Annotated in this window: 14 protein-coding genes; 12 read left to right on the top strand and 2 right to left on the bottom strand. The window is 59.3% G+C overall.

Translation table 11 applies throughout. From position 1 onward, the window contains the following. The first annotated feature begins 11 nt into the window (after positions 1-11). The 3 genes from pobA to FHS09_RS04930 are packed head-to-tail and all read left to right on the top strand — an operon-like array spanning position 12 to position 3,820. Positions 12-1,181, top strand: coding sequence for a 4-hydroxybenzoate 3-monooxygenase (gene pobA, locus FHS09_RS04920; RefSeq protein WP_183457348.1), 1,170 nt, complete (start codon positions 12-14; stop codon positions 1,179-1,181). Between the two features lie 37 nt (positions 1,182-1,218). After that, the gene (locus tag FHS09_RS04925) at positions 1,219-2,781 is read left to right on the top strand and encodes an AMP-binding protein (RefSeq protein WP_183457350.1); all 1,563 of its coding nucleotides are present in this window, start codon (positions 1,219-1,221) and stop codon (positions 2,779-2,781) included. Positions 2,782-2,803: 22 nt separating this feature from the next. Further along, positions 2,804-3,820 carry an aromatic ring-hydroxylating dioxygenase subunit alpha gene (locus FHS09_RS04930; RefSeq protein WP_183457352.1) on the top strand — a complete coding sequence of 339 codons (1,017 nt, stop codon included), beginning with the start codon at positions 2,804-2,806 and terminating at the stop codon, positions 3,818-3,820. Between the two features lie 261 nt (positions 3,821-4,081). Here the strand turns inward: FHS09_RS04930 and FHS09_RS04935 are convergent, their stop codons facing one another. Continuing rightward, positions 4,082-4,537, bottom strand: a complete 456-nt coding sequence (locus FHS09_RS04935; protein WP_183457354.1) for a MarR family winged helix-turn-helix transcriptional regulator — start codon at positions 4,535-4,537, stop codon at positions 4,082-4,084. Positions 4,538-4,678: 141 nt separating this feature from the next. Between FHS09_RS04935 and FHS09_RS04940 the strand changes: the two genes are divergently transcribed. From FHS09_RS04940 to FHS09_RS04975, 8 genes are all read left to right on the top strand, one after another. Then, on the top strand, positions 4,679-5,500 hold the full coding sequence (locus FHS09_RS04940) for a p-hydroxycinnamoyl CoA hydratase/lyase (protein ID WP_183457356.1): 822 nt from the start codon (positions 4,679-4,681) through the stop codon (positions 5,498-5,500). A 29-nt stretch (positions 5,501-5,529) separates the two neighbouring features. Further along, on the top strand, positions 5,530-6,852 hold the full coding sequence (locus FHS09_RS04945; RefSeq protein WP_183457358.1) for an MFS transporter: 1,323 nt from the start codon (positions 5,530-5,532) through the stop codon (positions 6,850-6,852). A 215-nt stretch (positions 6,853-7,067) separates the two neighbouring features. Continuing rightward, positions 7,068-9,458 carry a TonB-dependent receptor gene (locus FHS09_RS04950; protein WP_183457360.1) on the top strand — a complete coding sequence of 797 codons (2,391 nt, stop codon included), beginning with the start codon at positions 7,068-7,070 and terminating at the stop codon, positions 9,456-9,458. 391 nt (positions 9,459-9,849) lie between these two features. Beyond that, positions 9,850-10,815 (top strand): helix-turn-helix domain-containing protein, encoded by a 966-nt coding sequence (locus tag FHS09_RS04955; protein ID WP_183457362.1) that lies wholly within the window; start codon positions 9,850-9,852, stop codon positions 10,813-10,815. A gap of 466 nt (positions 10,816-11,281) precedes the next feature. Continuing rightward, on the top strand, positions 11,282-13,804 hold the full coding sequence (locus FHS09_RS04960; protein WP_183457364.1) for a TonB-dependent receptor: 2,523 nt from the start codon (positions 11,282-11,284) through the stop codon (positions 13,802-13,804). Positions 13,805-13,869: 65 nt separating this feature from the next. Beyond that, positions 13,870-15,345 carry a benzaldehyde dehydrogenase gene (locus tag FHS09_RS04965; RefSeq protein ID WP_183457366.1) on the top strand — a complete coding sequence of 492 codons (1,476 nt, stop codon included), beginning with the start codon at positions 13,870-13,872 and terminating at the stop codon, positions 15,343-15,345. Between the two features lie 84 nt (positions 15,346-15,429). After that, positions 15,430-16,530 carry an NAD(P)-dependent alcohol dehydrogenase gene (locus tag FHS09_RS04970; RefSeq protein WP_183457368.1) on the top strand — a complete coding sequence of 367 codons (1,101 nt, stop codon included), beginning with the start codon at positions 15,430-15,432 and terminating at the stop codon, positions 16,528-16,530. A 26-nt stretch (positions 16,531-16,556) separates the two neighbouring features. Continuing rightward, positions 16,557-17,462: an alpha/beta hydrolase gene (locus FHS09_RS04975; protein ID WP_183457370.1), complete on the top strand. Its 906-nt coding sequence runs from the start codon at positions 16,557-16,559 to the stop codon at positions 17,460-17,462. On the opposite strand, the gene FHS09_RS04980 is transcribed toward FHS09_RS04975, so the two are convergent. Beyond that, positions 17,459-18,628 carry a hypothetical protein gene (locus tag FHS09_RS04980; RefSeq protein WP_183457372.1) on the bottom strand — a complete coding sequence of 390 codons (1,170 nt, stop codon included), beginning with the start codon at positions 18,626-18,628 and terminating at the stop codon, positions 17,459-17,461. The two genes, FHS09_RS04975 and FHS09_RS04980, sit on opposite strands and share 4 nt — an antisense overlap. Before the next feature lie 751 nt (positions 18,629-19,379). On the opposite strand from FHS09_RS04980, the gene FHS09_RS04985 reads away from it, so the two are divergent. Then, on the top strand, positions 19,380-20,672 hold the full coding sequence (locus FHS09_RS04985) for a carbohydrate porin (protein WP_183457374.1): 1,293 nt from the start codon (positions 19,380-19,382) through the stop codon (positions 20,670-20,672). Positions 20,673-20,943 lie beyond the last annotated feature (271 nt).

A 20,943-nucleotide genomic window follows, 5' to 3' on the forward strand; every position in this document is an offset into this window, starting at 1 on the left:
GGAGTAATTTGATGAAAACCCAAGTCGCGATTATTGGAGCGGGCCCCGCGGGGCTGATGTTGGGGCACCTGTTGCGCCGGGCCGGTGTCGCCTGCGTTGTCGTGGAGCGCAGGTCGCGGGAGTACGTGGAGGGGCGCATTCGGGCTGGGGTATTGGAGCGCACCACGACGGATATCCTCGATCGCCTGGAAATCAATCAGCGCATGCACGGCGAAGGCCTGCCACACGACGGCTTTTATCTCGCCGATGGGGAGCGCCTGATCCATATCGATGTTGCCCGACTCACGGGCAAGCAGGTGATGGTCTACGGCCAGACAGAGCTGACCAAGGACCTGATCGCGGCGGCACCGGGGCGGGATCTCGAGATCATCTGGGAAGCCGGGGATGTGGCCCTGCACGATGTCGAAAGTGACGCTCCCTCCGTCACTTTTCTCCGGGACGGTGTACAGCAACGGTTGCAGGCGCGGGTTATAGCCGGTTGCGACGGCTTCCACGGCCCCTCGCGCAAGGCGATCCCCGGTAGCCGGAGGAGGGAGTACGAACGGCTCTATCCCTTTGGCTGGTTGGGTATTCTCGCCGAGGTGCCGCCTTGCAACGATGAACTGATCTACGCCAATCACGAGCGCGGCTTCGCCCTGGCTTCCATGCGCTCGAACACCCGCAGCCGTTATTACATCCAGGTGCCGATCGATGAGCCGCTGGAGGCGTGGCCGGACGATCGCTTGTGGGATGAGCTGGCTTTACGCCTGGGGCCGGAGGCTGCCGCGCGTTTGACCCGCGGCCCGTCGCTGGAAAAGTCCATTGCGCCCCTGCGCTCCTACGTATTCGAGCCGATGCGCCACGGCAACCTGTTCCTCGCCGGTGACGCCGCCCATATTGTGCCCCCCACGGGGGCCAAGGGTTTGAACCTGGCCGCTTCCGACGTGGCCTACTTGTCCGACGCACTGATCGGCTGGTTTACCCGCGATGACGAAGAGGGGCTGAGACATTACGCCAGCCGCGCATTGGCGCGTGTATGGAAAGCCGAGCGCTTCTCCTGGTCGCTGACCCGCCTGATGCACCGGTTCCCCGATGAGGGCGCCTTCGAGCGGCGCATGCAGTTGGCGGAACTGGATTACATCGCCTCGTCCACCGCGGCGCAGACGGCGATTGCGGAAAACTACGTCGGGCTGCCCCTTTGATAAACGGTGGCCGTTGATGTCAACAGGAGACCAGCGTATGCAATCGCATTTGACATCCACCCGCGGCATTTCGGATTCGCTACCCCGCTACGATTCCCTGGTGGCCATGCTGTACGCTTCGGTCGAACGCACACCGGACCGCACCGCGTTGATCTGCGAAGGGAGAAGTCTGTCCTACGCTGAACTGGGCCGGGCAGTGACCGGTCTGGCCCTGCGGCTGCGGGAGGCGGGCCACACCGGGGAACGGCTTGCCGTGATGTTGCCCAACAGTATCGAAACCGTGGTGGCGAGTTTCGCTGTTATGGCCGCGGGGGCGCAGTTGGCTCCGCTGAACCCTTTCTTTACACACCGGGAACTGCTGCCCATCGTATCGGCGGCGGAGTTTGCGGCCATCATCTGTAGTGAAGAGATGCGGGAGAAGGCCGGGGCGCTGGCCTCGGAAGCCGGGGTGAAATCTGTCCTGCCCCTGGTCCAGGGCGATGTCGATCGACTGTCATCCGGCGCGCAAGCCGGGGCGTGCGAGCCCTTGCCGGCGCCCGGTTCCCCGGCCCTGCTCATTCACACCGGGGGAACCACCGGCGCGCCGAAAGGGGTTGATCACACTCACCGGTCGCTGCTGTTTTCCATTTACCAGCACGCCACCATGTGGCCCATGGAGTTCGGTGGCGAGCGCTTTCTCAGCGTCGCCCCGATGTTCCATATCTGGGGCCTGGGTTACGCCACTTTTGTTCCCGTATATGCCAGTGGCACCAACATCATCGTGCCGCGCTATGACCCCGAGCGGGTACTGAGGGCACTGGCGGACCACAAGGTAACGGTGTTTGGCGGTGGTCCCGCGCCTATCTATGCCGGATTGGCCAGTCACCCGCTGACCAATACGCTGGCGTTTTCATCGTTGAAGTACAGTCTCACGGGAGGCGCCCCCAGTTCCGCCGAATTGCATCGCAAGTGGCGCGAGTTGACCGGTTGCGATCTCTATGAGGGCTGGGGCATGTCGGAAGGGGCACCGCTGTGCGTCAACCCGGGCGACAGGGAGCCCCGCCCCATGTCGGTGGGCCATCCCGTGCCGGAGACGGAACTGCAGATCGTGGACCTGGAGCGGGGCGATCGGGTGCTGCCCCTCGGCGAACGCGGCGAAGTGCGCGTGCGCGGCCCCCAGGTGATGCGGGGCTACCGCAATCGTTCCGGGGAGACTGCCGCCACACTGCGGGATGGCTGGCTGTACACCGGCGATATCGGCTACGTGGATAGTGAAGGCTATGTCTACCTGGCGGACCGGAAAAAAGACATGATCATCTCCGGGGGTTACAACGTATACCCGCGGGAGGTGGATGAGTGCCTGGTGACCAAACCCGGTATCGCCGAGGCGGCGGCGGTCGGGAAACCGGAGGAGCGCCTGGGTGAAGTGCTGGTTGCCTTCGTGGCGCTTGAAACAGGTGTTTCCATGTCCGAGGAGGATGTACTGACTTATTGCGCGGAACGTCTGGTCAAGTACAAGCGGCCGGTAGAAGTACATTTTGTAGACAGCCTGCCGCGCACCGGTGTCAACAAGATCGACAGGCTGGCTCTGCGAGAGATGGCGATTTCGATAATGACATGATCAACCCCCGGAGGAGGAAGCTATGTATCCCCAGAACCAATGGTATGCGGCGGCCTGGAGCCAGGACGTCACCAACGAACCGTTGGCCCGGACCATCTGCGGAGAGGACATCGTCCTGTACCGGCAACCGGATGGCAGGGCCGTGGCACTGGCCGACCGCTGCTGGCATCGCCAGGCTCCGCTATCCATGGGAAGGGTGCTGGACAACGGCGACCTCCAATGCCCCTATCACGGTCTGGAGTTCAATGGCGAGGGTGTCTGTACGCGCGTGCCCAGCCAGGAGTGTCCACCCAGGAAGGCGCGAGTCCGCGCTTACCCGTTGAGCGAGCGACACCGGTTTGTCTGGGTCTGGATTGGCGACGCCGACGAGGTGGATGAACGCCTGATCCCCGGCCTGCACTGGAACGATCACCTGGACTGGGTGGGAGAAGGCGGCACATTGACTATCGCGTGTAATTTCAAATTACTGGTCGACAATCTGATGGATCTGACGCACGAAACCTACGTGCATTCCACCACCATCGGTGACGAGAAACTGCCGGGGGCACCGGTCGACACCTCGGTGGAAAACGGCGAGGTCAGTGTCCGCCGCGTTATTCCCGATCACGACCCGGCGCCTTTCTGGAAGGCGGAAATCGCTAACGCGCTGGAATATCAGGGTCACTGTGACCGCTGGCAGATTATCCGCTTTATTCCGCCTTCCTGTATCGCCATCGACGTCGGGGTTGCCGTGGCCGGAACCGGTGGCCCGGAGGGACATCGCGAGCAGGGGGTCAACGCTTACGTGATCAATGCCATCACGCCGATAGACGAGCGCAATACGCTCTACCTGTGGAATTTCGTGCGTAATTTTGATCGCGGCAACGCACAGCGGACTGCCGATATTCAGAAACGGATTGAGGGCGTGTTTCTGGAGGATGTGGCAATGCTGGAGGGGCAGCAGAGAGCGATGGACAGAGGCGGCGAAACTCGCATGGTTACTCTCAAAATCGACTCGGGCATCGCTGCTGCGCGCCGTATGATTGACACCTTGATCTAGGGCCTGTTTACACTAAATTCGATGGCCGCGTTGTGTCCTGTACAGGGCACAACCCGGGGGGACGGGGCCGTTTTTCCACAATGCTGCGTTGCAGTTCGCTTATGTGGAATGACCACACGGCGCTCACTGCGCCTTGCCTTGCGAAAAAACGGCCTCCGTCTCAGCTATCGAATTTAGTGACGCCCTAAAATAACCACTCATTCCTGGCTGTCGGTAAGAGAGTATCGGTGGAAGTTTGCGGGACATGCCGTGAACAGATCCCTATTCCGACTCAATCGTGTCCAGGTGCTGCCACAGCTCCCGGATGCGCTCGGTCAGCTCCCGCCTTTCCCGTTTGCCCAACAGGGCAAAACAGCGCTCCTCATGCTCCGCGATAGCCGAAATCACCTTTTTGTAGACGCGTTTGCCCCTGGCGCTGAGTGTCAGTGCCAGCGAGCGCCCGTCCTTGCGCGCGGTTTCCACCAAGCCCTGTTCGACCAGGCCCGCGATAAGTGGGGCCATGTTGGCGCGTTTGATGGACAGAATTTTGCCAATCCGGCTTTGGGTAATGCCGGGATTGGTGGATATCTCCATCAACACCGTGGCTTCGGTAGGGCGCAGGTCCAGGCTGTCCAGTGATCGGGACAGGTCGGCCATGATCAGAACAGATAGCCGGCGCAGATGGTAGCCCAGCAGGTTGTCGGTGGGGTCGCTCAGGGGAGGGCGCTTTGTCGTCATGTCAGTCAGTTCTATCAGTTGCGGTTGCGATTATTAAATGCTATGTTTTATAGCATAACTGGCAGGCGCATGGTGCACCTTCCCATTATCACCGTATCGACCCCTGCGGGTCACTATCCGCCTTTATGAATGGAGAGCAATATGACTGATACAGTAGCCTGCGACGTGCGTAACCGTATCGCGTGGGTGCGATTCAACCGCCCTGAAAAGCGCAATTGCATGAGCCCGACCCTGAATCGCCGTATGCGTGAGGTGCTGGACGAGCTGGAATTCCGCGACGACGTGGGGGTACTGGTGTTGACCGGGGAGGGTTCGGCCTGGAGCGCGGGCATGGATCTCAAGGAATACTTCCGCGAAACTGAAGCGAAAGGTCTGGGCGCCGTGCGCCAGTCCCAGCGTGAGGCCTACGGCTGGTGGCAGCGCCTGCGCTGGTATCAGAAGCCAACCATTGCCATGGTGAACGGCTGGTGTTTTGGCGGCGGCTACGGGCCGCTGTTCGCCTGCGACCTCGCTTTTGCCGCCGAGGAGGCGACCTTCGGTCTCAGTGAGATAAACTGGGGCATCCTGCCCGGCGGTGGTGCAACGAAGGTGGCGGTGGAACTGATGGGCTTCCGCAATGCCATGTATCACGCCATGATGGGGGAGAATATCGATGGGGCCAAGGCCGCCGAGTGGGGCCTGGTGAACGAGGCCTTGCCCCTGGCCAGGCTGAAAGACCGGGTCATCGAGGTGGCTACCGTGCTGCTGGAGAAAAACCCGGTGGCCCTCAAGGCGACCAAGGACGCCGTGCGCCGGGTGGGTGAGATGACCTACGACAACGCGGAGGATTACCTGGTGCGGGCCCAGGAGGCCGCCAACAGTTTCGACAACGAGGGGCGCAAGGAGGGCATTCGCCAGTTTATCGACGACAAGACCTACAAACCCGGCCTGGGGGCCTACGAACTCAATATGCAGGGTGATTGAAAGCTCACTCACTGACACGGGAAATAATAATGACACCATCCCCACAGCAATTGCTCGACAATGCGCCGATGAGCCGCCTGCAGGTCATCGCGGTAATCCTTTGTGTCCTACTCAACGCACTGGACGGCTTCGACGTATTGGCCATCAGCTTTGCCGCGCCGGGCATTGCCGACGAGTGGGGTATTTCCCGGGGAATGCTGGGTGTCGTATTGTCGATGGAACTGATCGGCATGGCGGTCGGTTCGGTGGTTCTCGGCGGCGTCGCTGACCGGGCGGGGCGCAGGCCGACTATCCTCGGCTGTCTACTGATCATGAGCAGCGGTATGTTTCTCGCCTCCCTGGCCCGCGACGTATACATGCTCTCGGTCATCCGCCTGGTCACGGGCCTGGGTATCGGCGGTATGCTGGCGGCGACCAACGCCATGACCGCGGAGTGTTCCAACAACCGTTGGCGCAATGCCAATGTGGCGATCATGGCAACCGGCTATCCCCTGGGGGTGATCGCGGGTGGTTCGATCGCCTCGGTGCTGTTGGCGAGCTTCGACTGGCGGGCCGTGTTCCAATTCGGCGCGGCTGTCACCGCGCTGATGATTCCCCTGGTTTGGCTGTTCCTGTCCGAGTCCGTCTCCTATCTGTTGCAGCGCCGCCCGGCGGGAGCCTTGCCGCGAATCAATGGCATACTGGCGCGCATGGGACATCCGCCGCTCGCCTCGCTGCCGGAAGCGCCCGCGCAGGTGCGTCGCGCTTCCTGGTCAGAGTTGTTTTCTCCCGGCTTGGCATCTACCACGATATTGCTGACCGTGGCCTATTTCACCCACATCATGACGTTTTACTTCATCCTGAAGTGGATTCCGAAAATCGTGGTGGACATGGGTTTCTCCGCGTCCCTGGCCGGCGGCGTGCTGGTCTGGGCGAATGTGGGGGGCGCCACGGGCTCCATCCTGCTCGGCCTGTTGACGCGCAAATTCAATGTGCGGGTCCTGGTGCTGGGGGCCCTGTTGGGGGCAGCGGTCATGGTCTGCGTGTTCGGTCGGGGGCAGGCGGATCTCACGCAGTTGGCCCTGGTGGCCGCGGCGGCGGGCTTTTTCACCAACTCAGCCATCGTCGGTATGTACGCTATCTTCGCCCAGTCCTTTCCCACGGAAGTGCGTGCCGGGGGCACGGGCTTTGTTATCGGCCTGGGGCGGGGCGGCGCAGCCCTCGGGCCCATCGTCGCCGGCCTGCTGTTTGAAAGTGGCCAGGGTCTGTCCAGCGTCGCCTTTGTCATGGCCATGGGGTCACTGGTCGCGGCGATGATGATGTTGTTGTTGTTGCTCCGGCGCCGCAAGGCTGGTGTCCTGTCACACGTCTAATGACGCATTAGTGCCTGAATCTGTTGCGGCCGCGACTCCGCGCAACCCTATATCTGCATTTCATAATCCGGTGACTTTTACTGACAGAATATCCTATAAATTGAAGTGCTATGAGTTATTGCAATATATTTATTGATAGCTACACTGTATAGCAGTCGTATGACGAGCTGAAGTTCCGTTGCTCATAAAGATAATAAAGACGCGGAGGGAAGTTCATGAAACAGTGTGTACCGGTATCGGTGTTGTTCAACCGTAATTTCCTTGCCACGAGCCTGGCCCTGGCTTCCCAGGCGGGCCCTGGATCGCACGCCCTGGCGCAGGAGGCCTCTGTGGTGCCCCTGGAGGAAGTGGTTGTGACTGCCCGGCGGCGGGCGGAGAACCTCCAGGACGTGCCGATTTCGGTGACCGCCATGTCTGCCGAGGCACTGGAGCGGCGCCAGATCTTTTCCACCGTGGACCTCGACCGGGCCACCCCGAGCATGCAGTTCACCAGCTACGGGCAGCTCTCCGGGAACAATGCCGCGGCGGTCGTATTCATTCGCGGTGTTGGCCAGCTTGACCCCACACCCGCGGTGGATCCGGGGGTAGGCTTCTATATCGACGATGTTTATATGGGGCGCTCGGTGGGTGCGGCCATGGATTTTTTCGATATCGCCGATGTTCAGGTGCTGCGGGGTCCCCAGGGAACCCTGTTCGGCCGCAACACCATTGGCGGCGCGGTTATCGTCAACTCCCGCCTGCCGGGTACGGAGTTTGGTGGAACTATCAGCGGGGAACTCGGTGACGACAACCTGTACCAGGTTTATGGCGTCGTGGATCTGCCGGTCAATGGGGACTTGGGGTTGCGCCTGTCGGCGGGCACGCGCAAGCGAGATGGTTACGTTACGCGGGAATTCGACGGGCAGGACCTGGGCAACGAGAACGGTTACACCCTGAAGGGAACATTGCGCTGGACGCCTTCGGATTCCCTGGACGTGATTCTGCGGGCCGACTATACGGAAAAGGATGAGCACGGCTCACCGTTTGTCTTCAAGGGTATCAACACCAATGCGCCGGTGCCGGCTATTGTCAGTGTGGCCGCCGGCTGCCCCGGGGCGACCATGCCATTTGCGCCGCTGGAGCCCGGTGACCCGCGCTTCGGCGCCCCCTTTGTTCCCGATACGGATGACCCCCGCTGCGCCAACAATCACTACGATAAAGGCCCTTATACCAACGGTGGCACTGCGCCGGTGGAAAGCACTTTTGAAGGTTATGGTTCCTCGGGTACCCTGGCCTGGCAACTGAACAACGCCCTGGAATTGCGTTCGATCACGGCCTATCGGGAAACCGACTGGACGGGCATTCGCGATGCGGACAATACACCTTTCACCCTGATCACTACGGATTACACCAGCGCATCGGAGCAGTTCAGCCAGGAACTGCGCCTGAGTTTTACCTCGGACCGGGTGCACGGCATAACGGGGTTGTACTATTTCGACGAGGACACTTCTGATCGGGTGACGGTGCCCTTGGCCTTTCCGCCGGCTCCCCCTTTTATTGCATCGCTGCTGAACGGCGGCCCCGGTACCCGCGACCTCCAGTTTGTCGACCTGAGCACCGAGTCGACGGCGGTATTCACGGAGTGGACCTACGACGTGACGGATGCCCTCAGCCTGACCGGCGGCCTGCGCTACACCGATGAGGATAAATTCATGCAGGGGGTGGTATTCAATCTGTTCCCGGCCACCGATCCCGATCCGGACCCGCTGCCGAATGCGGCCATCCCCGACGGTGGGCCGTTATTTATCCGCCCGGACGAATATACCGAGAACTTTCAGAAAATGACGGGCTCGGCCAGCCTGACGTACAACTGGGCGCCGGAGATCATGACCTATCTCAGCTACGCCGACAGTTTCAAATCCGGCGGTTTCAACCAGCGCTACAACAGCCCCACGCCGGACTTTAACCCGGTGACATTTGATGAGGAAACGGTGGAGTCCTATGAGTTGGGCATCAAGGCCAATATTGGTGACAGCCTGCGATTCAACGCCGCCATTTTTTCCTCTTCCTACAGCGACATACAACTCATCTATCGTCAGGGCGTGGTGCCGCTGTTGTTCAATGCCGGCAGTGCTTCCATCGACGGGTTTGAACTGGAATTCACCTATGCGCCCAACCTCAGCCTGATTGTCGATGGCGGGTTCAGTTACCTCGACGACTCGATTGAGGACATCATTGAGATCCCTGGGGCGGACGCCACAGTGGGGCCGGACAACAGCCTGCCCTTTACACCGGAGTGGCAGGGGAACCTGGGCATTGGCTACAGCTTCACCTATGGCGATGGTCTGGAATTGACCCCGCGAGTTGATGTGGCCTACACCGATTCACAGTTCTTTGATGCTGCCAACACCGAACTCACCGCCCAGAACGACAGCGTCACCACCGTTAACGCCTCTATGACGCTGAGCGCACCCGGCACCGGTTGGCGGGTCACACTGCGCGGGGATAACTTGACCGATGAGCTGTATCCGGTACAGGGCAACGCATCGCTGGCTACTCTGGGTTATGGGGAAATCGTCTACGCCCGGCAGCGCAACTGGACGCTGTCTGCGGCCTACGATTTCTAGTGCGAATCTTCGGCAAGCCTCACAGGACTTGGCTTGAGCCGGGCGACCGCTCGGCTTTTTTTTACCGGGGCAGGGCATGCGGTTGAGAGCCTGCGAATGGGAGTGACCGGAACTGGCTGAGATGTCCGGCACCAGTTGATATCAGGAAAACACTGAACCCGAATGGGACTAAGTTAAGCGATGAGCTTGATGCGAAGGGCCTGATACCGGGAGCTGTTTGCGGGACTGTCTGCGAGAGGGACCTCGCGGACAAGCCTACAGGGATGTATTCACGGCGTGTCCCGCAAACAGCTCCCGGTAGCAGGCCCGCCCGAAAGCCTCTTAGTGCCATTCACACTGAACCCTAATTAATTACATAAAAACTAGCTCCCGTAAACCAGTGGAGGATTCGATGAGTCCTATCCTGCGCGTCAATACTGCAACCGTCGCCCCGCAGCGGCGGCTGGACTACTGGAATGACCACGTGGCCAGCCTCTATGCCGGCATGTCAGTGGACAGTACAGCCAGTAATTTCTCTGCCCGCCTTTTGCACGTCAACGTCGGGCGCATCGGCGTTATGCGCGCGTTCTCTGATCAGGCGATTGTCCGCCGTAATACCAGCAGTACCCACGTCCCCGGTGACCAGGATATCCTGAAGATACATTTGCAGAACCGGGGCACCAGCATCAATCGCCAGGGGCGGCGGGAGGCGTGGTTACAAGTGGGGGATTTGACCGTCTGTGAAAACCGCTCTTCCTATATGATCGAGCCTTCCTCCGAAAGCGACATGTTTGCTCTCGAGCTACCTCAGAATCTGGCACAGCAGTACTTTCCGGATATTTCCGCGCGTATCATGCAGCGTGTCACGGCCTTCTCGCTGCACGGCCGCCTGCTGTTCAATCTGTTGAACACCATTTACCAGGAATGCGATCCCGGTTACCGCGAGGATATCAACCTCGATGACCTGGAACCCGTACTGCTGGAGCTGCTGAAGCCGGTGTTGAGCAATCCCTGCGATGGCAACGTCGATATGGGGTCAAGCAAGACCAGAGACTCGCTACAGCGACTGAAAACACTGGTGCAACAACATCTGCTGAATCCCGAACTGGGTACCGAGATGCTGGCCAATGAGGCGGGCATGTCGGAGCGACGGGTACAGGCACTGTTTGCCGAACTGGGTACGACGCCCACCTTCTATATCCGTGATCAACGCCTCGACTGGGCCGCGGAACGTTTGCGGTACGACCTCGACCATCCGGTAACCCGCATCGCCCACAGTGCCGGATTTAACGATTCGGCCTATTTCAGCCGCTGTTTTCGTCTCCGCTATGGCGAGACACCCAAGCGCTACCGTGCGAGGCCAGCAGTGTTTCGTTAAATACGGATCAGTCCTGAATGGTACTAACTCAAGTTTCGGAGCTCAGACCGAGGGCTCCGGTCCGTATGGCCCTTTGCGGGACACGAGCTGGGCGCCCCCCTATGAATACTTCCCTGTACGCTCTCCACGGCCATCCATGGCCGCAGAAGGTCCCGCAAAGGGCCATACGGACCGGAGCTGTGCAACCCCCAACCTTCTGAACTCCGAAACTTGAGATACTAAGTTAAGTGGAATCCCCCTGTAGGAGCCTGCTTGCAGGCGAATTGAGGTCGCGGCAAGGCACCGGGAATGTTCGCCTGCAAGCAGGCTCCTACAGCGCAATCTTCAGGGGCAGGAGCAGCTCGGGGCTTAACTTGGTGCCATTCGGATCAGTCCTCTTTTTTTTCGCCACAGTACAAGTTTGCTGCCGCCCACCCTCCTATCATCACACCATAAATATAAATACGATAATGGGAGAAGGCAGCATATGACAGTGAACAACTATCGGGTTGGCAGGTTACTCCTGCTGGGCGCGGCGTCGACACTGACACTGAATGGCTATGTCTCGGCACAGCAACTGGAAGAGGTAACGGTCACCGCGCAAAAGCGCACCGAGAATATACAGGACGTTCCCATTGCCATCAGTGCCTTCAGCGCCGACAAGCTGGAGGAAAAAGGCGTGACCAATGTGTCCCAGGTCTCGGATTTCACCCCCAATATCCAGATCGACCGGGCCTCGCCATTCGCCGGCTCTTCAACCATTATCAGCGCCTTTATCCGCGGTATCGGCCAGAACGATTTCGCCTTCAACATGGAGCCCGGTGTCGGCCTGTATGTGGATGGTGTCTACTATGCGCGCACCGTGGGTGCCGCCATCGACCTGCTGGACGTGGAGCGGGTGGAAGTACTCAAGGGGCCCCAGGGCACCCTGTTTGGGCGCAATACCATTGGCGGGGCTCTGCATGTGATTACCCGCCGCCCCGGCGATGAGCTGATGGCCAAAATGGAGGTCACCGCCGGCAGCTATGACCGACTGGATGTCCGCGGCACTTTAGATGTCCCGCTGGTGGACGACACCTTGTACTCCTCGGTGTCATTTTCCTCCACCGAGCGGGACGGCTATCAAAAGCGCATTCCCTTTGACCCCTCCGCGGTGAACGTGGTCAATCCGGTGACCGGGTCCACCTACAGCGGGGACAGCTTTGTCACGGACTCCGATCTCTATGTCCGCGCCCGCGACAACGCCGGCGGCGGCCGGCAGGGAGGCGAGGACAGCACCAGCCTGCGGGGCAAATTACTGTTCACACCCTCTGACGATCTGGAGGTGAGTCTCAGTGGCGATATCACCCGGGCCCGCGAGGAAGCCAACGCCACCACACTGGTCGGTACCAATGGCCTGGGTTTCCCTTTTGCACTGGCCTACAACAGCTGTGTCGACGGTGTTGACCCCTCGACCATTGCCCTGGGCCCCGCACCGACCTTTGCCCTCGCCGGCATTTGCACTATCGACCGCGGCCCGGTCAACCAGCCGCTGTCAGATACCAGCAATCGCTTGCCCTGGGGTGATCATTTCATCACCGGCGACAAGGACAGGAGCTATTCCACCGGCAGCAACTATTCGGACGTCGACACCTGGGGGCTGAACACCACGATTGACTGGTCTATCAATGACACGCTGGCGCTCAAGTCCATCACCTCGTATCGGGAGCTGGAGTCCGTATTCGGCGTGGATATGGATGGCTCGCCGCTGGGCTTCCTGGATACTTCGTTCACCATGAACCAGGAACAGTTCTCCCAGGAGTTCCAGCTCAACATCGATGCCTTTGACAGCAGGTTGCATTCGGTGCTTGGAGCCTACTACTTCCAGGAAGAGGGCGATCTGCTCGACACCGTGACTTTTGGCTCCGGTCTGGTGCAGGTATTCGGCCCCAACGAGCTGGAAAACAAGGCCTACGCCCTGTTCACCCACAACAACTATCAATTGACGGACAATCTGGGCCTGACTTTCGGGATTCGCTATACCGAGGAGGAAAAATCCTTTACCGGCGGCCAGAGAGAAGTCAGTGGCTTTACCTCGCTGTTTGTCAGCAACTTTGGCTTCCCGCCGCAGATCTTCCCCGGCTTCGCAGAGGGGGACCTGGAGTTGCTGTTCCCGCCGGGCGAGAACGAAAAGGATTTCAATGACACCTCGGTGCGCGTAGGGGCGGAATACCTTATCGGCGAGGATACCCTCACCTATGCTTCCTTTGCCCAGGGCTACAAGACCGGTGGCTGGACCACTCGCCTGGGGGTACCGATGGCGGTATCAGCGGCCCTGGCACCGCCCGGCGTGGTGGACCCGGTAAACCCGCCCGAACACGATTCTGAAACGGCGGAAACCTGGGAAGTGGGCATCAAATCGGAATTGTTTGACCGCCGTCTGCGCCTCAACCTGGCCCTGTTTACCACCGACTACGAGGATATCCAGGTAGTGGCGGCACCAGCCTTCACCTTCGGCGTCCCCTGGTTCTTCAATGCCGGCAACGCCCGCATCCGCGGTGCGGAGCTGGAGATGGATGCCAGCCTGACGGACAATTTTATAGTCAACGGCAGCTTCGGCTACCTGGACGCGGAATACCGCTCTCTCGATGATATAGCGCTGGCCGGGGGCATCACCCTGGATCACCAGTTGATGAACGTTCCCGAGCAATCGGCCAATATCGGGGGCACATATACCCTGGGCCTCGCCGGGGGCAGCCGCCTGCTGTTGCACGCGGATGTGATCCACAAAGGCAAGATGGCCCGCGACCTGGTCAACACGCCGGCGTTGATCCAGGACGGTTTTACCACGGCCAACGCCTCCATCACTTTTGAACCGCCCGCTGCCAACTGGCAACTGGTGCTGGGTGGCCAGAACCTCACCGACGAGCGCTACATCGTCACCGGCAACGCCAATAATGCGGTGGGAGCGACCACCGTCACCTATAGCCGTCCCCGGACCTGGCACATGACGTTAAGACTTAACTACTAGCACTCGTAACACTGGAGCCGCACGCCGCGGCTCCTTTTTGCCATTATTCCAGGAGTATCGACAACATGTCCCTATCTGCATCCGACAAACTGTTGAGTGACTTGCGCTGGCGGGACCGGCTGTTCAACGGCAACTGGTTGCCCTCCCAGGGCGGAGTCTGTGAGGTAGTTGAACCGGGTACCGGCGAGCCCCTGTCCAGCGTCGGGTTCGCCAATGCCACCGACGTCACCACCGCCTGCGCCGACGCGGCCAAAGCCCAGGCCGAGTGGGCCGGCCTGGGAGCGCGCGAACGCGCCGACCTGTTTCGCAGGGCGGCCAATATCCTGCAACAGAACTTCGACGAGCTGTCTGTGTATGTCGCCCGCGAGACCGGCGGGATCATCCCCAAAGGCCAGCATGAAGTCCGCGAAGCCATTGCCATTCTGCACCATGCCGCCGCGCTGGCGCAGCAGTCTTGCGGCGAGATACTGCAGAGCCCGCCGGGGCGCCTGAGCCTCGCGCGGCGGGTGCCGCGGGGTGTGGTGGGGATTATCTCGCCATTCAATTTTCCCCTGGTGTTATCCATGCGCGCGGTGGCCCCGGCGCTCGCCTGTGGCAATACCGTGGTGCTCAAACCCGATCCGCAAACGCCGGTATCCGGCGGCTTCATGATCGCCCGCGCCTTCGAGGAGGCGGGCCTGCCCGAGGGTGTGTTACACGTCCTGCCGGGTGCCGCGGAGGCCGGGGAGGCGCTGTGCACGGATCGCCACGTGCAGATGATCCAGTTCACCGGTTCTACCGCCGTGGGCCGCCGGGTGGGTGAACTGGCGGGCAAACACCTGAAGAAAGTCTCCCTGGAACTCGGCGGCAACAACGCGCTGATTATTCTCGACGACGCCGATCTCGATGTCGCCGTCAACAACGCCGCCTGGGGGGCCTTCCTGCACCAGGGACAGATCTGCATGGCCGCCAGCCGTATCTTCGTGCAGGAACCGATTCGCGAGGCCTTTACCCGCAAGCTGGCGGAAAAAGCCGAGCAGCTGCCGGTGGGCAATCCCGCCGCCGGCCAGGTGGCACTGGGCCCGCTGATCAATGAAAAGCAGTTGCAGCGGATCAAATCGATTATTGCCGATTCCGTTGCCGCCGGCGCCAGGATCGAGGCTGGCGGGGAGCATGAAGGCCTGTTCCATCAAGCCACAGTGTTGTCGGGCGTCAAACCCGGTATGCGCGCGTTTGACGAGGAGTGTTTCGGCCCGGTCACCAACATCATCGGGTTCAACACCGACGAGGAGGCACTGCAGCTGGCCAACCAGCATGAAGGCTCCCTGGCCGCGGCGGTGATCTCGCCGTCGGTGGGGCGAGCCATGCGTATCGTCGATCAGCTCAAATCCGGCCTGGTGCATGTCAATGACCAAACCGTCAACGACGACGCCAACAACCCCTTCGGTGCCCCCGGCGTGGCCGGTGCCGGCTCATCGGTGGGCGGCCCCGCCGATATCGATGAATATACCCGCTGGCAGTGGCTCACAATCAAGGATACGCCGCCGCAATACCCGTTTTGATCCCGTGACTACTCTCCCCTCTCCCGCTTGCGGGGGAGGGGCCGGTTGGGGTGAGTAGTTATCCCGTTTTTATCGGAGACCAATATGAAAATAAAAGCTGCTGTCTGCCGGGCACCGAACACGCAACTGGACATAGAAACCCTGGATTTGGAAGAACCGCGCGACACCGAGATCCTGGTGCGCGTGGTGGCAACGGGCATCTGTCATACCGACATTGTGGTTCGGGACGGCCTGTTGCCGACCCCGCAGCCGGTGGTCCTCGGCCACGAAGGTGCCGGCGTGGTGGAAAAGATTGGCAAGGCCGTCAGCAAGGTGGCGGTCGGCGATCATGTGGTCATGACCTTCAACTCCTGCGGCCATTGCCCGAGTTGCCTGGAACAGGCATCCAGCTACTGTTACGAGTTCTTTCCCCGCAATTTTTTCGCCACCCGCGCCGACGGCAGCAGTGCCCTGTCACGCAATGGTGAACCGGTCCACGGTAATTTTTTCGGGCAGTCGTCGTTTGCCAGCCACGCTCTGTGTCACGAGCGCAATATCGTCAAGGTATCGCAAGAGGTGCCCCTGGAATTGCTTGGACCCCTCGCCTGCGGCGTACAGACCGGCGCCGGTGCCGTGATCAACGCGCTCAAAGTCACCGCCGGTAAATCCTTTGCCGTGTTTGGCACGGGTTCCGTGGGTTTATCGGCCATCATGGCCGCGCGCGTAGTCGGTGCCACCACCATTGTCGCCGTCGATGTAAACCCCGATCGCCTGGATTTTGCCCGCACGATCGGTGCCACCCATGTCATCAACTCCCGCGACGGCGGCGCCAGTGAGCAGCTTGTCGAACTCACCGGCGGCGGTCTGCATTATGCGCTGGATACGACCGGGCTCGCCCCGGTCATTCGCGAGGCGGCGCTCAGTCTCGCCCCCAGGGGAACCTGTGGCGTGCTCGGCGCCTCCCCTCCGGGCAGTGAAATCGTGCTCGACGAAGTGCATTTCATGAGCGGCGGTCGCCGTTTGGTCGGCATCGTCGAAGGGGAATCCAATCCCGATGTGTTTATTCCCAAACTGGTGGAATTGTACCGCCAGGGCCGTTTCCCCTTTGACAAAATGGTGAAGTTCTACGCCTTTGACGACATCAACGAGGCCATCCACGATTCGGAAATCGGCAAAACCATCAAACCCATTTTGAGAATAGGCTGAGGGCCTGTCAAAAAAAGGAATCAGTTATGCCTTTGCACCCCATCGCCCAGGCCATTATCGAGCAACTGGAAGCCCAACCCCCATTGCACACGCTCACCGTGGAGGCCGCCCGCGAACACTTGAGGCAATTCGCCCGGTCCCAACCACAGGGTGAAGCTGTCGCCGCGGTGGAGGACCGGTTGGTCCCCGTGGGCGATGGCGAAATCCCCATTCGTATCTACATCCCTCACGGGACAGGCCCCTTCCCGATAGTGGTATATTTCCACGGTGGTGGCTGGACGATCGGCGATTTGGACACTGACGATACAACCTGCCGGGCAATCACCAACGCAGCGGCGAGCCTCGTGGTCTCGGTGAACTATCGTCATGCGCCGGAATACAAGTTCCCCACAGCCGTGGAGGACGCCTATGCATCGGTGTGCTGGGTCGTCGACCACGCCACCGGGTTCAACGGGGACCCGGCCAGGCTGGCCGTGGCCGGCACCAGCGCCGGCGCTAACCTTGCAACGGTCACCACACTGATCGCACGGGACCGGGAGTATCCAGCCATAGCCGGCCAAGTACTACAGGTACCCGTCACCAATCACGCATTCGACACCCCTTCCTATCAGGATTGCGCCACTGGCTATGGGCTGGAACGTGCCACCGGTGAGTGGTTTTGGCACAACTACCTGCGCACCCCGGAAGACGGCGCACACGAGTACGCGTCGCCGCTGCGCGCGGCCAGTCTTGCCAGGTTGCCGGCAGCACTGATTATCACCGCCGAGTTCGATCCGTTACGCAGTGAGGGCGAAGCCTATGCCAGGCGTCTGGAGTCGGCGGGCGTGCCGGTAAGCTATCATTGCAAAAAAGGTATGACGCATTTGTTCCTCGGCCCCGAACCCATGGACGATATCGCAGGATTTCTTGGTTCTTTGTTCTTACTGATCTAATCGCCAGAGGAACACGCTGCGATACGGTTTACCTTGATTTGGCCATCGGTACCGGAGTGGGCCCAGACTACATCACCATTTGCAGCGGTTTTCATATCCTGGAAATTATCAATGCTCAAAGAAGTAGTGACAGGACCTTCGATAATTTCTCCGCTGATTGCATCTGCAACGGCAATAATTAGATTGCCGCCCGCGCGCCATCCCAACAGCAATTTGTCTTGAGCGTAGGCTGCCATATACGCGCGGAATGGATAGGTTGCATCAAGGTTCTCCGCTTCGTTCACCGTAAGCGTTTGTGCCATGCTGGATTGTGCATCTTCAAATTTCCCCAGCTTCAGCACGAGGTCCTCGCCCTCAGTTTGTATATAGTTAAACCAGAAACCATACTCGCTGGGCACCAGACCGCCCAATGCGCGTCCGGTTGGGTCGGAATCGTCCAGCCAGCTTGTATATGCTGGGGACGTCAGATTGCTAAAACGGGCCAAACGCATTGCGTTGGGGTAGGCATCTCCATGACAACTGGCTGCCCATGTGAAACCATTGTGCGCCAAACGCACCGACCAACTATGACTACAACCCCAATCCCAACCGCCATTGACCGGGGCTCCTGACTCCGCATCCACAAATTTCAGGGTATCGCCTGCATGAATATCAACTTCGCCGGCTTCTCCTGGTCGTTCTGTGGACATCGCGGAGCGGTAGTAAACACCTACTTCATAGCCATTGGTTGCGAGACGGGCTGTGTGGCCGTACCACCAAATAAACTGCGCTCCAACTGAATCGACATTGGCCTTTTTGGTGAGTGTCGTTCGAGCCCTTAGATCTCCTGTGGCATTCAGGAGCACGACATCCATTTTTCCGCACACGTTCTCGTCCGGAGTCTCCTCACCACGACAGTACTTGGGTGAATAGATGTCCGGATCATTTTCCATGATCGCCAGAGCAAAACCATTCTCGATTGCGATTGCATCGTGAACTTCAAGACCGGCTAACGAAGGCAGGTTCGCAATAACCTGATCAGCAGCGTCAAGTTTTCTTAACTGAATGTCCCCTGTACTGCGCTCTGTCCAAGCCAGTAAACTTTCATCTTCGGGAAGCGGGGCGAGAATGGCTGGGGTGTATTCATTGTTTACAGCGGGGTTATAACCTTCGCCCAGGTTGACCACTGTTTGCCGCCAACGATCATCAAGCGGAGCACATGATGTTTCTCCACCAGAAGAACTGCTCGAGCTCGAGGAACTACCAGAGGAAGTACCGTTTGAACCTGATGAGCTTGTGGAACTACTTGAGCTTGAGGAACTCGAGTCGGAGGAACTGCTCCCACCTCCACCGCAACCGACGAGGAGAACCAATACAGACGCACTCAAAGTGTGGTACGCAGGCTTGAAGAAATTTTCCATCTATTTGGGCCAGATTGCTAAAAACGTGGAATTTAGTCACTGGGCGCAAAAAAATCGACCCATTAGTCGACATTAGAATGGATAATTTACTCACAAGCGGGGAATGCAAAACGATTAATTCGCAGTTTGAGAAGTACAACACAATTTAACCTCCGCTGTAGCAGGGCTTAATGGCCAGTGTGCCGGTTCCGGATATCTGCTGCGGCATTCGGACAATACACCGGCTGGGCGGCAAGGTGCCGGGGCTTTTCCGGATGTGAGGACGGCTCGGTGTAACGCGCTATGGAAACCGTCGTCTTTATAATCGCTGGGTGTACCTGCCCTAGGAGCTGAGCGAGAAAGTGTCCAACCATATCGTCAAAGGGGTGGTTTACAACGTCTTCAGCAAGCCGCCGGCCACCATTGAGCAGAGTAGGGCCATTGCCGGGTTGCGGCGGGTTTTTGGCACTAATCGTGGAATGCAAGACCTGATTCAGGGCTGCCGGCTATATATAGCGGCATTCGGGTATGGCTGTGAATGACTGACCGAATCGGGGAAGGAGGCGTTTTTTCTTCCTATACTCCCATCATGAAAAAGATCGCTATTTGTTCTTCTTTCGCCTCTTTCTTTGCCGTTTCGCCGCTTTTTGCTTCCGATGACGTGTCGACCCCCTACTTTGATCGCCTCACGGGGTTCTGGGATGGCCGGCGCACCGAGCTTTCCGAACAAGGTTTTGAATTCTTCGCCTATTACAACGCGATTATCGCCTCCAACGTTGCCGGCGGCATCCGCTCCGAGACCAACTATGCGGGCGATATCTTCACCGGCATAAATCTCGACCTGGAAAAGTACTTCGGCTGGAAGGACACCGTCTTCACCCTGTCCGCGGTCAACAAACACGGCAGCGACATCACCCCGTCGGTCGGCAGCCAGTACAGTGTCATGCAGGTCGTGGGCGGGCAGACGACTTTCCTCTACAACGTCACATTGGAAAAAGGCTTCGCCGATGACGACATCCTGGTGAAATTCGGTCGGATGACCGCTGGGGACGATTTCGTCGGCTCGCCGTTCTACACTTATTCGCTCAACAATGCGGTTAACGGGCAGATCCGCGCCGTCGGTTTCGACGGTGTGATGACCGCCTATCCCTTCGCCGTGTGGGGCGGGAGGGTAAAGGCGAAGCTCGCCGAGGAGCACACCCTGCAGGTGGGTCTCTTTCAATTGACGGACGACATGTTCGATCCCGATAAGCACGGCCTCGACTTCGGTTTTTCCAGTGACGACGGCGTATCGATCTTCCTGCAATACGACTGGACGCCGAAGCTCAAGGGCCGTCCGGCACGCTTCTTCGGCGGCTTGAATCAAAACATCGGCTTCGACATGGATAAGTTCAACAGCCCGGATACCCTTGACCGGTTCACTCGTTTCTACGGCGGCGCGGACTACCAATTCTGCAGTGAGGCGCCCGGTTCGGAGGAGGGGCTGTACCTCTTCGCGACACTGGCCTACACCTCCAAGGAGGAAGTGGCGATCATCCCGGTGCAGTCCAGCCTCGGCGTCCACTACAAGGGCCTGTTCGCCGAGCGCCCGGATGACCGCACGGTCTTCTTCGTGACCTACGGTCAGTTCAGCGACGACTATTCCGACGAGCAGGTCGCCGCTGGGGGCAGTGCAGTCGACTACGAAATGGTCTTCGAACTCGGACACCGCGTCCAGGTGGCCCCCTACGCCTACATCCAGCCCGATATCCAGTTCATCAAGAATCCCGGCGGCACCGGAAAGATCGCCGACGCCACCGTGCTCGGTGTGCAATTCGGCGTAAATTTCTAAAAAGTGCCGAGGTGCGCCTGTATCTGACAAGCTTTCCACAGTGTCAACTTTCCACCGCAAGCCCATCAGTTAGCAAAATTTCTTGCCAAGTCCGATCTATTACGGTTTGTAACCCATTGATTTTTAAGTACTTCTAGCTTTGGTTAAATTTTCTTCACAAAAGGGTTACAACGAAGTCACGGGCGCTGGCGGGATTTTCCCGGAGTTTGCTCACAGAGATATCCACAGATTCTGTGGGCAAAACTGCGCGTATGGCGAGCCCTGCTCGCCG

Origin of the sequence: Microbulbifer rhizosphaerae (genome assembly GCF_014191725.1) — a bacterium.
GTDB classification, from domain to species: Bacteria; Pseudomonadota; Gammaproteobacteria; order Pseudomonadales; family Cellvibrionaceae; genus Microbulbifer; species Microbulbifer rhizosphaerae.